The sequence below is a fragment of the Amycolatopsis sp. NPDC049159 genome (genome assembly GCF_040648295.1).
Taxonomy (GTDB): domain Bacteria; phylum Actinomycetota; class Actinomycetes; order Mycobacteriales; family Pseudonocardiaceae; genus Amycolatopsis; species Amycolatopsis pretoriensis_A.
The window spans coordinates 190,831-203,752 of record NZ_JBEZDL010000012.1 but is presented as its reverse complement, the minus strand read 5'-3'; the positions used below and the strand labels follow the sequence as shown (position 1 = coordinate 203,752).

The window sequence follows — 12,922 nt, the reverse complement described above, 5'->3', positions numbered from 1 at the left end:
AGCGCGCATGACCGAGTTGCCCGACCTGACCGCCGTCGAGCTCGTCGCGCACTACCGCGCGAAGACGCTCTCGCCGGTCGAGGTGACCGAGGCGGTGTTGCACCGCATCGAGGCGCGAGAGCCGGAGCTGCACGCGTTGTACGCGTACGACCCTTCAGGCGCTCTCGACGACGCGAAGGCGTCCGAAGCGCGCTGGGCGGCCGACGAGCCGCTCGGCCCGATCGACGGCGTCCCGCTGACGCTCAAGGAAAACATCGCGACCCGCGGCACGCCGGTCCCGCTCGGCACCGCGGCGACCGCGCTGACCCCGGCCGCCGAGGACGCCCCGGCGGCGGCGCGCGTCCGCGAGTCCGGCGGCGTTCTGCTGGCCAAGACGACCATGCCGGACTACGGGATGCTGACGTCCGGGCTCTCGAGCTTCCACGAAACGGCCCGGAACCCGTGGCTGACCTCGGCGTCGCCCGGTGGTTCGAGCGCGGGGGCCGGCGCGGCGGCCGCGGCCGGCTACGGACCCCTGCACGTCGGCACCGACATCGGCGGCTCGATCCGGCTACCGGCGGGCTGGTGCGGCCTGACCGGCCTGAAGCCGAGCTTCGGCCGCGTCCCGGTCGACCCGCCGTTCCTCGGCCGGGTGGCGGGCCCGATGACGCGGACGGTCGCCGACACGGCGTTGCTGATGAGCGTCCTGTCGGCGCCCGACGAGCGTGACCACCTGAGCCTGCCGCCGGCGGATCTGCCGTGGACTTCCCCCGCGGGTTCCCTGGCCGGTCTGCGCGTCGGCCTGCACCTCGACCCCGGCGTCGGCCTCCCGGTGGATCCGGCGACGCTCGACGCCGTCACCGCGGCGGCCCGCGCCTTCGAAGCCGCGGGCGCGATCGTCGAGCCGGTCGGTCCCTTCCTGACCCGCGAAATGCTCGACGGCCTGGACGTCTTCTGGCGCACGCGCGCCTGGTCCGACATGCAGGGGCTGCCGGCGGAGCGGCGCGCGAAGGTCCTCCCGTACATCGCGGACTGGGCCACGGGCGGCGCGGAGCTGTCCGGAGTGGCCGTCTACCGCGGTTTCGCCCAGATCGACGTGATCAGCGTGGCGGCGTTGCGCGCGACCTCCGCTTACGACGTCGTTCTCTCGCCGACGTGCCCGGTCGCGGCCCCGCCGGCGGAGTGGGCGTCGCCCACGAACGACCCGGCGCGGCCGTTCGAGCACATCGCGTTCACCGTCCCGTACAACATGTCCGGCCAGCCGGCGGTGTCGGTGAACTGCGGCTACACCGACGACGGCCGCCCGATCGGCCTGCAGCTCAGCGGCCGCCGCTTCGACGACATCGGCGTCCTGCGCGCGGCCGCGGCGTACGAAGGCCTTCGCGGCCCGCAGCGCGCCTGGCCGATCGGGTAGGGAAGAAGTTCCGGTCCCGCGGCGAAGTGGTGGTGAAGCTGTCGCCGACGGGAAGGAACCCCATGACAGAGGCAGCCCCGGTGACCGGCGCCGACCAGTTCACCGAGGTGCACGACCGCCACTTCGCCGGGATCTACCGCTACGTCGCCGGCCGCCTCGGCGCCCAGGCCGCGGAGGACGTCGCCGCGGAGACGTTCCTCGTCGCCTACGACCGCCGGTCGACGTTCGACCCGGCCCGCGGTGACCTGCGGGCCTGGCTGTTCGGCATCGCGACGAACCTCGTTTCGCGCCACCGCCGCAAGGAAGCCCGCCACTACCGCGCCCTCACCCGGATCGAGCTGCCGCGACCGGTCGAGGGCCACGAAAACCGCGTCGTCCTGAGCGGTCAGCTGGCGAAAGCGCTGGCGCGGCTGACCGCGGGCGAACGCGACGTCCTGCTGCTCGTGGCCCTCGCCGACCTCGGTTACGCCGAAGTCGGCGAAGCGCTCGGCATCTCTCCCGGCACGGTCGGCTCCCGGCTGACGCGTGCCCGCAAGAAGCTCGCCCCTGTTCTCGCCCCGGAGGCCTCCGATGGATGACCTGCAGACGCTGCGGGCCGCACTGCTGCCCGCCGAACCCACCCCGGACGTCGTCGACCGCAGCCGCCACCGGCTGCGGAACCGGATGCTCGCCGCGCCCCGGCCCCGGCGCGTCCGCCCGCTCGTCATCGGCGTCGGCGTGGTCGCCGCCGCGGCCGCCGTCGTGGTCGCGACCCTGCCCGCCACCCCGCCCCCGGCACCGGTACCTCCGCAGGCGGTGGTCCCGGTCAGCACCGGCCAGGCGATCCTGCTGGCCGCCGCCGAGCGCGCCCAGACCGGCGGCCGCACCTACTGGCACGTGACGACGAAGGTGGGCGGCGAAGCCTGGGAGTACTGGACCAAGGCCGACGGGCACGAGTGGTACCGCGGCGCGAAGACCCACGGCAAGGCCGTTCTCCAGCCGCAGGTGCGGCCGTTCCGGATGTTCGGCGCCGAGCTCACGCTCGGGCAGATCCAAGCCCTGCCCACCGAACCGGCGGCCCTGCGGGCCTGGCTCACGGACTCGATCAAACGCAGCGGCAGCTACCCCGGCGGCCTGGACCTGACGGTGCTCCAGGCCCTGATTTCGCTGGTCACGGCGGTGCCCGCACCCCCGGCGGTCCAGGCGGCGGCGTTCCGCGCGATCGCCGCGTACCCCGGAGTCAGCGCGGCCCCGGACGGCCGCACGGTCCAGCTCCCGGGCGGCGGCCACCTCACCATCGACCCGTCGACCGGCGCCGTGACCGGCGCGTCGATGTACCTGGACGCCAAGGGCGCCCCGGTCAAGAGCGTGGACGGCGACGGCTACACGGTCAGTGGCGAGTGGACGGACGACCTGCCGAAGTGACCCCGGTGGCCGGGGCCGTCAGCTCTTGACGGCCCCGGCCAGCGCCAGCACCCGCCGCGCGTTGTCGACGTGCAGGTTCTCGATCATCGCGGTCGGTCAATTCGTCCTCAGCTCGTCGAGCCGGTTCAGCCACGCGCCGAAGCGTGGGCAACGACGACTCAACTGCTCGACTCCGAGAAGTTCGATCGCAAGCGGTCCATCGATCTTCTTCGTGTACGTCGGGCAATACTTTTCGAGTCTCTTCGAGGGCGAGGTCGAAGGGCCGTCGTTGACCAGTTCTGGCCCACCAGCGCGTTCGCAGTCGCGTTCCAGCGTGTCCGCCAAATCGTCTTCGCCGCGAAGGGCGGCCAGCTCGGCACCTGCTGCGAAGACCCAGGACTCGAGTTCGTGAAGGACGAGATTCGGTACGAACCTCTGGTCGCCGACAGCCCGGAAGAGCTGGTTCTCCACGTGTTCGACTCGTTCTTGCGGACTCCCCGACGGCCGAGTGGTCATCCCAGGGGCTTCTTCGGCGAACGCGTAGTAGTCGAACAAGGTGGTCAAGACGTGCAGGCTGGTCTGCCCGAGCAGCTCCTTGATGTCCCGGTGGATCTTGGTCCAGGAAGTAGCGCCACCGCGGTACGTCCGTGAAGTGGTCTGTGTCCGCACGACGGAAGTCGTCACCGTCCAGCCCTGCTGGAAGAGGTGAGGTCCCAGTACCTCCTGGACGACGATGAACTCGGTTTGGCCTTCCACCAGGAGATGGAGGCGCTTGCGCTCAGTCATCGAGAAAGCTGCCTGCCGAGCCGGGTTGTCCGCCGAGAATGTTCTTCTCCCACAGCTCACCTAGGGAGTAGTCGGCGAGCCAGCTCCTCAACTGCTCCTCGGTACGCCTCCGGAACACTGAACCGCTTTCTCCTGTTTCGACCACGATGAGGTCGTCGACGGTGAATTGGTTCATCAGTGTCACCGACTGAGTGGCGATGATGACCTGGCTGCGCTTCGACGCTTGTTTCAGCATGTCCGAGAGGATCGATATCGCGAACGGGTGCAAGCCGAGTTCGGGCTCGTCGAGCACCACCAGCCCTGGCAGCTCAGGCTGGAAGAGCAGGGTGGCCAGGCAGATGAAGCGCAAGGTTCCGTCGGACATCTGCTCCGCGGAGAAGACTCGGTCAAAATCACGATGAATCCAGCGCAGTCTTATGGTGTCGGTGCCGAGCTCGTCTTCCAGCAGGAAATCCTGGAGAAAGGGAGCGACGAGCCGAACAGCTCCTCTGATGCGCCGGTAGGCCGCCTTATCAAGGCCCCGCTTGCTGTTCTTCAGACGGAACAGTACTGCGGCGAGGTTCTCGGCGTCCTCACGTAGTGCGATGTTGTCCGCAGTGGGAACTTGTCGTTTGACCGGTGCGTCGCGGCTTGTGTCATCGAAGTGGTAGACCCGGCACTCCCGGAGCAAGGCGATGATGTGCTCGGCCACCTGGGCAGTGGGTCCTTTTCGGGCTTCGCCCAATTTCGTCTCACGATGACCGTCGCCGAGAACCGTTCTGAACGGGTCTTCCGGGGAGGGACGGTAGACCTCTTCCTGGTCGAAGACGAGGCTGTCATTGGCTGCGGCGGTCAGTCGGGCACCATAGTGGTTCAGCCCCGACACGACGTGGATGTTTATCCGCGCGAGGCCCCCGTTACCGGCGTTGATCATCGACGACGCGCCGCCGTGAAAAACGGCGTAGCGCTCTAGCTGGCTGTCGGCGAGCCGGCCCAGCAGTCCAAGGGCTTGAATGAAGTTGCTCTTTCCGGCGCCGTTGGCGCCGACGAGAACGTTCATCGCACCCAGTCGAACGCGAGCTGAAAGGATCGAGGTGAGCCCCTCGATCTGCAACTCGTCCATACGCTGATCAGCCACGTGGCAACCTTACGACCATGCGCTACCCTGCCACCGCCTCGGCCAGCGCCAGCACCCGCCGCGCGTTGTCGACGTGCAGGTTCTCGATCATCCGACCGTCCACAGTGACCACGCCGCGGCCCGCGGCGCGCGCCTCCTCGAAGGCGTCGATGATCCGCCGCGAGCGGTCGATCTCCGCCTCCGAAGGGGCGAAGATCCGGTTGCACGGCTCGACCTGCGCCGGGTGGATCAGCGTCTTCCCGTCGAACCCGTACTGCCGGCCCTGCTCGCACTCCGCTTCGAAACCGGGAAGGTCCTTCACGTCGTTGTAGACGCCGTCGAGGATCACCTTGCCGGTCGCGCGCGCGGCCAGCAGGCACAGCGAAAGCCCGCCCAGCAGCGGGCCGCGGCCCGGGACGAACTCCGCGTGCAGTTCCTTGGCCAGGTCGTTCGTGCCCAGCACCAGCACGGTCAGCCGCTCGGACGCCGCCGCGATCTCCTCCGCGTGCAGCACCGCGACCGGCGTCTCGAGCATCGCCCAGATCTTCGTGCGGTCCGGGGCGCCGCCGAGTTCCAGCGCGCGCTCGATGTTGTGCACCTCGGCCGCCGAGTTCACCTTCGGCACGACCACCGCGGCCGGGCCGGCGGACGCGGCCGCGCGCAGGTCGGCGTCGTGCCACTCGGTGTCCAGGCCGTTGACCCGGATCGTCACTTCGCGGTCGCCGTAGGAACCGACCGCCGCGCAGACCCGCTCGCGTGCGGCTTCCTTGGCGTCGGGGGAGACGGCGTCCTCGAGGTCGAGGATCAGCGCGTCGGCCGGGATCGTCTTGGCCTTCTCCAGCGCTCTTTCGTTCGCGCCGGGCATGTAGAGGACGGAGCGGCGGGGCGTGGTCATCCGAGGGTCTCCTTGGTGGCGGCGTCGTAGGCGGCCGCGAGTTCGGGGTCGTCCGCCGCGAGGGCGTCGGCCAGTTCGGCGACCACGCGGCACTGCTTCACCGACGCGTCGTCCTGCATCTTCCCGTCGATCATCACCGCGCCCGTGCCGTCGCCCATCTCCGCGATGACGCGCCGCGCCCAGGCCACATCGGACGGCGAAGGCGAGAACACCTTCTTCGCGATGTCGATCTGCACCGGGTGCAGGCTCCACGCGCCGACGCAGCCGAGCAGGAACGCGTTGCGGAACTGGTCCTCGCACGCGACGACGTCGCGGATGTCCCCGAACGGCCCGTAGTACGGCAGGATCCCGTGCATCGCGCAGGCGTCCACCATCCGCGCGACCGTGTAGTGCCACAGGTCCTGCTGGTACGTCGTGCGGCCTTCGGTCATGTCGTCGCCGGTCGGGTCGGTGCGCACCAGGTAGCCCGGGTGGCCGCCGCCGACGCGGGTCGTCTTCATCCGGCGGCTCGCGGCCAGGTCGGCCGGGCCGAGCGAGATGCCCTGCATGCGGGGGCTCGCGCCGGCGATCTCCTCCACATTGGCCACGCCGCTCGCCGTTTCGAGGATCGCGTGCACCAGCAACGGCTTCGTCAGGCCGGCCCGCGCTTCGAGCTGGGCCAGCAGCCGGTCGACGTAGTGGATGTCCTGCGCGCCCTCGACCTTCGGCACCATGATCACGTCGAGCTTGTCGCCGATCTCGGTGACGAGCGTCACCAGGTCGTCGAGCACCCACGGCGAGTCCAGGCTGTTCACCCGGGTCCACAGCTGCGTCCTGCCGAAGTCGTTCGCCTTGGCGATCGAGACGAGCCCGGCGCGCGCGGCTTCTTTGCGGTCCGCGCGGACCGCGTCCTCGAGGTTGCCGAGCAGGACGTCGACCTTCTTCGCGATGTCCGGCACCTTCGCGGCCATCTTCTCGTTGCCGGGGTCGAAGAAGTGGATCATCCGGGACGGCGTCACCGGGATCTCCCGCACGGGAGCGGGCGCGCCCAGGGCGAGCGGGGCGAAGAAGTCCTTCGGGGAGCGCATCGGTCCTCCACGGCGACGACTAAGTGACTGATCGGTAACTTTAGTCCGGGGCGCGTCCGGCCGCTGCGGCGCAAGTCACCGTCGGGGAAGCGACGCCGGGCAACCGCAGCTCAGCGGCCCGCGTCCACTGTGGATTGCACCGAACGGGCTAGTCGGCGATCCTGCCCCCGGTAGTCGGCCGCGGGCGGACGGTAATGCCACTCACCTCGCGATCACTCGGTTGGCCGCACCGTTCGACCGAAGTCGGATGACCGCCTACCGACCGGTCATCGATCGCTGAGCGCCGCCGATCGCAGCCACGCGCCTTACCCGGCGACGCCGCGCCGCCGCGCTGTTAGACAAGTGAGGTGCCGGTTTTCACCGGTCACGAAGCGGTGCAGGTAAGAAGGAGGCGGACTCGTGGCGGCTACACCTCAGAACACCGAGCGCTCGACGGTCGCCGGTGGCGCGAAGCGCAGCCGGTCGATGCCGAGCCGCGTGGTGCCGCCGATCGAGCTCCCCGCGAGCGTCGACGAGCTCGCCACCGCCGCCGCGGCCCAGCTGGGCTGGAACGGCATCGTCCTGCCCGAGACCACGATCCTGGGCCGCAAGGTCTGCGTGGTCGCCAAGCTTCGCACCGACGTGCACGCCGAGCGCATCGCGATGGGTGCCGGCCCGGTGGCCGATCGCGCCACCGTCGACACCTGGACCTGGCCGGAGCTGGCCGGAACCGCCCCCGCCCCGGCCGCCGAGATCGTCGGCGTCCTGGCCGTCGCGCGCCACTGGCGCACCGCGATGGCCTCCGCGGTTCCGTTCGCCCGCTACGGCGAGGCCGCGATGGTGCTCCCCTCGCCGGCCATCCTCACCGAGGACTACGTCGGCAACTGCCTGCCGCGCGCCCGCGCGTACGGCCTCGCCGTCGTGACCGCCGACCCGAACGCGGTCGTCGACCTCGACCTCGAGGGCCGCACCGAGCGCGTGCTGCTGGCCGAGGACCCGGTCTCGCGGCTGGTGAACGAGCTGGTCTACGACCACCTGCTCCGGACCGCAGAGGCGCCCGCTTCGCACTAGGGTCGGCTCCATGCGAGTCGTCATTGCAGGTGGACACGGTCAGATCGCGCTGCGGCTGGAGCGGCTGCTCGCCGCGCGCGGGGACGAAGCGGTCGGCATCATCCGGAACCCCGCCCACGCGGCGGACCTCGAGGCCGCCGGCGCCCGAGGCGTGGTGCTGGATCTCGAGAACTCCGATGTGGACGCCGTCGCCGAAGTGCTGAAAGGTGCCGACGCCGCGGTGTTCGCCGCCGGTGCCGGCCCGGGCAGCGGTACCGCCCGCAAGGACACTGTGGACAGGGGCGCCGCGGCGCTGTTCGCCGAAGCGGCCGAGCGGGCCGGGGTCCGACGGCACGTCCAGGTCGGCTCGATCGGCGCCGACAACCCGGACAACCCCGACGTCACCGAGGAGTTCCGGCACTACCTGCGCGCCAAGCGCGCGGCGGAAGACGATCTCAAGGCCCGCGACCTCGACTGGACGATCCTCCGGCCGGGCGCGCTCACCGACGACCCGGGCACCGGCCTGGTGCTGCTGGCCGAGCAGACGGGCCGCGGCCCGATCCCGCGTGACGACGTCGCCGCGGTGCTCGTGGCCCTGCTCGACACGCCCGCGTCCGTCCGCCGCACCCTGACGCTGATCTCGGGCGAGGACGCCATCGGCGAAGCGGTCTCCGCGCTGTGATCTCTGAAGCGTCGAGAGAGATCGCCGTCTTCAGCGGCAGTGCGCACCCCGAGCTGGCCGAAGAGATCTGTGCGCACCTGGGCGTGCCGTTGCGACCGGCGGAGGTCCGGCGGTTCGCGAACGACTGCCTCGAGGTGCAGCTGCAGGCCAACTGCCGCGAACGGGACGTCTTCATCATCCAGCCGCTGGTCAAGCCGGTGCAGGAGCACCTGGTCGAGCTGCTGCTGATGCTCGACGCGGCGCGTGGTGCGTCGGCGTCGCGGATCACCGCCGTGATGCCGCACTACTCGTACGCGCGCTCGGACAAGAAGGACGCACCGCGCATCTCCATCGGCGGCCGCCTGGTCGCCGACCTGCTGGTGACCGCGGGCGCGAGCCGCGTGCTCGCGATGACCCTGCACTCGCCGCAGGTGCACGGCTTCTTCAGCGTCCCGGTCGACCACCTGCACGCGCTGCAGGAGCTGGCGAAGCACTTCCGGCAGTACGACCTCTCGCGCACCACCGTCGTCTCGCCCGACCTGGGGAACGCGAAGGAGGCGTCGCACTTCGCGCGGCTCCTCGGCGTCCAGGTCGCGGCCGGCGCGAAGGAGCGCTTCCCGGACGACCGCGTCCAGATCAGCTCGGTCATCGGCGAGATCACCGGCCGCGACGTCATCGTGCTCGACGACGAGATCGCCAAGGGCAGCACGGTGATCGAGCTGCTGGACAAGCTGGCCGAGCTGGAGCCGCGGTCGATCCGGGTGGCGTGCACGCACGGGCTGTTCGCGGCGAAGGCCATCGAGCGCATCGGCGGCCGGCCGGAGGTGCTGGAGATCGTCTGCACCAACACGGTTCCGGTGCCCGAGGAGGAGCGCACCGAGAAGCTGAAGATCCTGTCGATCGCCCCGGCCATGGCCGAGGCGATCCGCCGGATCCACAACGGCGAATCGGTGTCGGCGCTCTTCTAGACCTTGCCCAGCACCCGGTCCAGGTAGGTGTTGGTGAACACGCCGTTCGGGTCGGTTTCCTTGCGCACGCGCAGGAAGTCGTCGAAGTGCGGGTAACGCGAGCGGAGGACGCCGGCGTCGAGGTCGTGCATCTTGCCCCAGTGCGGGCGCCCGCCGACCGCGCCGGCGATCTTCTCGAACGCGCTGAAGTACTCGCGGTACGGCATGCCGGCGAACTGGTGGATCGCGATGTAGGCGGAGTCGCGGCCCTGCGCGGTCGACAGCCAGATGTCGTCGGCCGCGGCGACCCGCACCTCGACCGGGAACATTACCGGGTCCTTCAGCTTCGGCACCACTGCCCGTAGTTCAGCGAGCACGTCCAGCACTGATTCACGTGGAACAGCGTATTCCGTTTCGGTGAACCGGACGTTGCGCGCGGTGACGAAGACGCGGTGCGAAGTGTCGCTGTACTCGCGCGCGGAAAGCATGTTCGACGCGAAGTTGTTCAGCGGGCGCACGAGCCGCGGCATCAGCCGTCCGGTCCGGCAGAGTCCGCCGAAAGCGACGTTCTCCATGATCTGGTAGTCGACGAACTCGCGGACCTTGCTCAGCGGTTCGGCCGTCTCACAGCGGTTGTTGCGCTTGACCAGCGCGTTCTTGCCGTAGGGGAACCAGTAGAACTCGAAGTGCTCGTTGTCCTCGGCGAAGTCGTGGAAGCCCTCGAGCACCTGCTCCAGCGGCTCCGGCCGCTCCTGTGCGCGCAGGTAGAAGGACTTTTCACAGCGCAGGGTCACGGTGGTGATCACGCCGAGCGCGCCGAGGCCGACGCGGGCGGCGGCGAAGAGGTCGGGCTTTTCGCCGGCCGAGCAGGTGACGACCGAGCCGTCCGCGAGGACGAGTTCGAGCGCGGCGATCTGGGTGGCGATCCCGCCGAGCTTGGCGCCGGTGCCGTGGGTGCCGGTGGAGATCGCGCCGGCGATGGTCTGCGCGTCGATGTCGCCGAGGTTGGTCATGGCCAGCCCGAGCGTGTCGAGGGCGGCGTTGAGCTGCTTGATCGTGGTGCCGGAGCGGACGGTGACGTGCCCGGTCTCGACGTCGACGCGCTCGATCCCGGTCCAGTGCCGCAGGTCGAGGGCATCGGAGTCGGCGACGGCGATCGCGGTGAAGGAGTGCCCGCTGCCCCAGGGCCGCACGGTCCGGCCCGCCGCGGCGACACTTTCGACGGCCGCGGCGATCTCGGCCGCGCTGCGCGGCTGGTGAACGTGCCGCGGCGAGGCGGACGCCGTGCCCGCCCAGTTGGTCCACCGGGTCATCCGCGCGCCCTCCATCGGTCGAGTGCTCGAAACAGTAAGTGAATAGTATTCGCGTTTCAAGCCTTCGTGTCGTACTTTAGACCTCGTGACCAGTGCGACGGTGTACGACTTGGCGACCAAGGACCTCGACCCGCCCTTGGCCGTGGTCGACTTGGCGGCGTTCGACGCGAACGCCGACGACCTCCGTCGCCGCGCGGCGGGCAAGCCGATCCGCGTGGTCAGCAAGTCGGTCCGCTGCCGGGCGCTGCTGGAGCGCGTGCTCGCGATGCCGGGCTTCGAAGGCCTGATGTGCTACTCGCTCGCCGAAGCCGTCTGGCACGTCGAGCAGGGCACGACCGAGGACATCGTCGTCGCCTACCCGACGGCCGACCACGAAGCCCTCCGCCGCCTGGCCGCGTCGGATTCCGCGCGCGCGGCGATCGCGATCATGGTCGACTCGCCGGAACACCTGGACCTGGTGGACGCGGCCCTCGGCCACGGCCACCAGGAAATCCGCGTCTGCCTGGAGCTGGACGCGTCCTGGCGCCCGCTGCCGGGCGTCCACGTCGGCACGCGCCGCTCGCCGGTGTTCACCCCGAAGCAGGCTGCGACGCTGGCCCGCCAGATCCTCGCCCGCCCGGGTTTCCGCCTGGTGGGCGTGATGGCGTACGAAGGCCAGATCGCCGGCCTCGGCGACGCGGCGGGCGGCCGGGCGAACCGGCTGGTGATCGGCTGGATGCAACGTCGTTCGGCGGCCGAGCTGAACCGCCGACGCGGCGAAGCGGTCCGCGCGGTCCAGGCGGTGACGTCGCTGGAGTTCGTGAACGGCGGCGGCACGGGAAGCATCGAGTCCACGGGCGCGGACGCGGTGGTCACGGAGATCGCGGCGGGCTCGGGCCTGATCGGCCCGACGCTGTTCGACGGCTACTCCCGCTTCAGCCCCCGCCCGGCAGCGTTGTTCGCACTGCCGGTGGTCCGCCGCCCGACTCGCTCCATCGCGACCCTGTTTTCGGGCGGCTACATCGCTTCCGGCCCGACGGGCGCTTCGCGCGTCCCGCAGCCGTACTTGCCGACGGGCTTGAAGCTGCTGGGCTTCGAAGGCGCGGGCGAGGTCCAGACCCCGGTGACGGGCCGAGCCGCCCGAAGCTTGAAGCTGGGCGACCGGGTGTGGCTGCGGCACGCGAAGGCGGGCGAGCTGGCGGAGCGGTTCACGCACTACCACTTGGTCCTGGGCGACCGGGTCGAGCGCACGGTCCCGACGTACCGAGGCGAGCACCAGAACTTCGGCTGACGGCGGCCCGTGTGTCCCGCGTCCGTGCGGCAGAACGCTCCGCCTCGCCGCGCGGCCACGGTTTGTCCCAGCTCCCGGACGGGCGAATCCCCGCTCACCCCGGCACGGCAAGAAAGTCATGAACGACTCGTTCACCTCGTCCGACGACAGGAAAGAGTCGTTCACAACGTCGGCGTCAGCGGAATGCGGGCCGGCCTGGTCCGCAGAACCGCCGTCCACGCCGGCAACCCCTCGCCGCCAACCCCCGCGCGCGGCCCGCCCTTCCCCGGGGGAACCCCCGCTTCCAGTCTATCGGCGCCCACCGACAAGCCGGCCCGAAACCACCTGGTTGTCCACAGCTGTGCATGCCTGTGGACAACTTCTGTGGACAACTACGACCGTTCCCCGAACCGGGCCGCCAGGTACCCCTTCACCACGTACTTCGCTTCAGCGACGATCTTCTCGTCCCCGCGCGGGTCCTTGCGGAACGCCAGCTTCAGCAACGCATCCGCCACCTCGTTGGCGATGCCGATCGCGAACCGCAGGTCCTCCACCGGCCGATCGACCTGCGTGGACACCAGGTCCGTCAGGGAGTCCACGATCACCGCGTTGTTGTCGCGCGTTTCGTCGAGCAGCTGGCGGTCGATGATGTCGCCGAAGTGGACCTTCGAAAAGCCCGGGACCGACCGGTGCATCTCGAGGTAGATGTCGAGGATCGAGTCCACGACGTCCCACCAGTGCTCCGGCCCGAGCTGCTTCAGGCGCTCGTTCACCGCGCCCACGAACCTCTCCAGGTTGCGGGCGGTAAGCGCTTGCACCACGGCGCGCTTGTCCGGGAAGAACTGGTACAGCGACCCCACGGCCACCCCGGCGCGCTTGGCGATCAGGGTGGTCGTCAGCGCGTCGTAACCGAGCTCGTCGATCAACGCCGCGCTCGCGTCGAGCATCTGCTCGACGCGTTTGGCGCTGCGTTGCTGAACCGGCTGGCGGCGCAAGGGGGTGGCTTCTGCCGGCACCTTCGCGGCCTGGATGTCGGACACGGCGCTCCTCCTCGTCTGATCTGGGACTTTATCGTGCCGACGGGCTTCCCCACGGACGAGTGA

13 protein-coding genes are annotated in these 12,922 nt (G+C 70.0%); 7 read left to right on the top strand and 6 right to left on the bottom strand.

Annotation, left to right across the window (positions count from 1 at the left end; translation table 11 throughout):
• Positions 1-7 precede the first annotated feature (7 nt).
• From AB0B33_RS23430 to AB0B33_RS23420, 3 genes are all read left to right on the top strand, one after another.
• Positions 8-1,393, top strand: coding sequence for an amidase (locus AB0B33_RS23430; RefSeq protein WP_360775244.1), 1,386 nt, complete (start codon positions 8-10; stop codon positions 1,391-1,393).
• Between the two features lie 62 nt (positions 1,394-1,455).
• Complete coding sequence (locus tag AB0B33_RS23425; RefSeq protein WP_360775241.1) at positions 1,456-1,971, top strand: sigma-70 family RNA polymerase sigma factor; 516 nt, start codon at positions 1,456-1,458, stop codon at positions 1,969-1,971.
• Positions 1,964-2,797 carry a hypothetical protein gene (locus tag AB0B33_RS23420; RefSeq protein ID WP_360775238.1) on the top strand — a complete coding sequence of 278 codons (834 nt, stop codon included), beginning with the start codon at positions 1,964-1,966 and terminating at the stop codon, positions 2,795-2,797. Before AB0B33_RS23425 ends, AB0B33_RS23420 begins: the two co-directional genes overlap by 8 nt.
• 96 nt (positions 2,798-2,893) lie before the next feature.
• Here the strand turns inward: AB0B33_RS23420 and AB0B33_RS23415 are convergent, their stop codons facing one another.
• From AB0B33_RS23415 to AB0B33_RS23400, 4 genes are read right to left on the bottom strand one after another with little or no spacing between them, the layout of a single operon-like run.
• Entirely contained in the window at positions 2,894-3,562 is a 669-nt protein-coding gene (locus AB0B33_RS23415; RefSeq protein ID WP_360775236.1) for a DUF4276 family protein, read from the bottom strand.
• The gene (locus AB0B33_RS23410; RefSeq protein ID WP_360775233.1) at positions 3,555-4,679 is read right to left on the bottom strand and encodes an AAA family ATPase; all 1,125 of its coding nucleotides are present in this window, start codon (positions 4,677-4,679) and stop codon (positions 3,555-3,557) included. Before AB0B33_RS23410 ends, AB0B33_RS23415 begins: the two co-directional genes overlap by 8 nt.
• A 22-nt stretch (positions 4,680-4,701) precedes the next feature.
• Positions 4,702-5,553, bottom strand: a complete 852-nt coding sequence (locus tag AB0B33_RS23405) for a CoA ester lyase (protein ID WP_360775230.1) — start codon at positions 5,551-5,553, stop codon at positions 4,702-4,704.
• A complete protein-coding gene (locus AB0B33_RS23400) occupies positions 5,550-6,620 on the bottom strand; it encodes a CoA ester lyase (RefSeq protein WP_360775227.1) in 1,071 nt (356 codons plus the stop codon). Before AB0B33_RS23400 ends, AB0B33_RS23405 begins: the two co-directional genes overlap by 4 nt.
• A gap of 399 nt (positions 6,621-7,019) precedes the next feature.
• Here AB0B33_RS23400 and AB0B33_RS23395 point away from each other — a divergent pair, with 399 nt between their 5' ends.
• The 3 genes from AB0B33_RS23395 to AB0B33_RS23385 are packed head-to-tail and all read left to right on the top strand — an operon-like array spanning position 7,020 to position 9,278.
• Entirely contained in the window at positions 7,020-7,670 is a 651-nt protein-coding gene (locus AB0B33_RS23395; RefSeq protein WP_360775224.1) for a hypothetical protein, read from the top strand.
• A 10-nt stretch (positions 7,671-7,680) separates the two neighbouring features.
• Positions 7,681-8,331, top strand: coding sequence for an NAD(P)H-binding protein (locus AB0B33_RS23390; protein WP_360775222.1), 651 nt, complete (start codon positions 7,681-7,683; stop codon positions 8,329-8,331).
• Positions 8,328-9,278 (top strand): ribose-phosphate diphosphokinase, encoded by a 951-nt coding sequence (locus AB0B33_RS23385; protein ID WP_247016106.1) that lies wholly within the window; start codon positions 8,328-8,330, stop codon positions 9,276-9,278. The genes AB0B33_RS23390 and AB0B33_RS23385 overlap by 4 nt, the downstream gene beginning before the upstream one ends.
• Here the strand turns inward: AB0B33_RS23385 and AB0B33_RS23380 are convergent.
• Positions 9,275-10,570, bottom strand: a complete 1,296-nt coding sequence (locus AB0B33_RS23380) for a D-arabinono-1,4-lactone oxidase (RefSeq protein WP_360775219.1) — start codon at positions 10,568-10,570, stop codon at positions 9,275-9,277. The genes AB0B33_RS23385 and AB0B33_RS23380 overlap by 4 nt on opposite strands.
• Before the next feature lie 85 nt (positions 10,571-10,655).
• On the opposite strand from AB0B33_RS23380, the gene AB0B33_RS23375 reads away from it, so the two are divergent.
• The gene (locus tag AB0B33_RS23375; RefSeq protein ID WP_360775217.1) at positions 10,656-11,840 is read left to right on the top strand and encodes an amino acid deaminase/aldolase; all 1,185 of its coding nucleotides are present in this window, start codon (positions 10,656-10,658) and stop codon (positions 11,838-11,840) included.
• A 371-nt stretch (positions 11,841-12,211) separates the two neighbouring features.
• On the opposite strand, the gene AB0B33_RS23370 is transcribed toward AB0B33_RS23375, so the two are convergent.
• The gene (locus tag AB0B33_RS23370; RefSeq protein ID WP_247016100.1) at positions 12,212-12,859 is read right to left on the bottom strand and encodes a TetR family transcriptional regulator; all 648 of its coding nucleotides are present in this window, start codon (positions 12,857-12,859) and stop codon (positions 12,212-12,214) included.
• Positions 12,860-12,922: the final 63 nt, after the last annotated feature.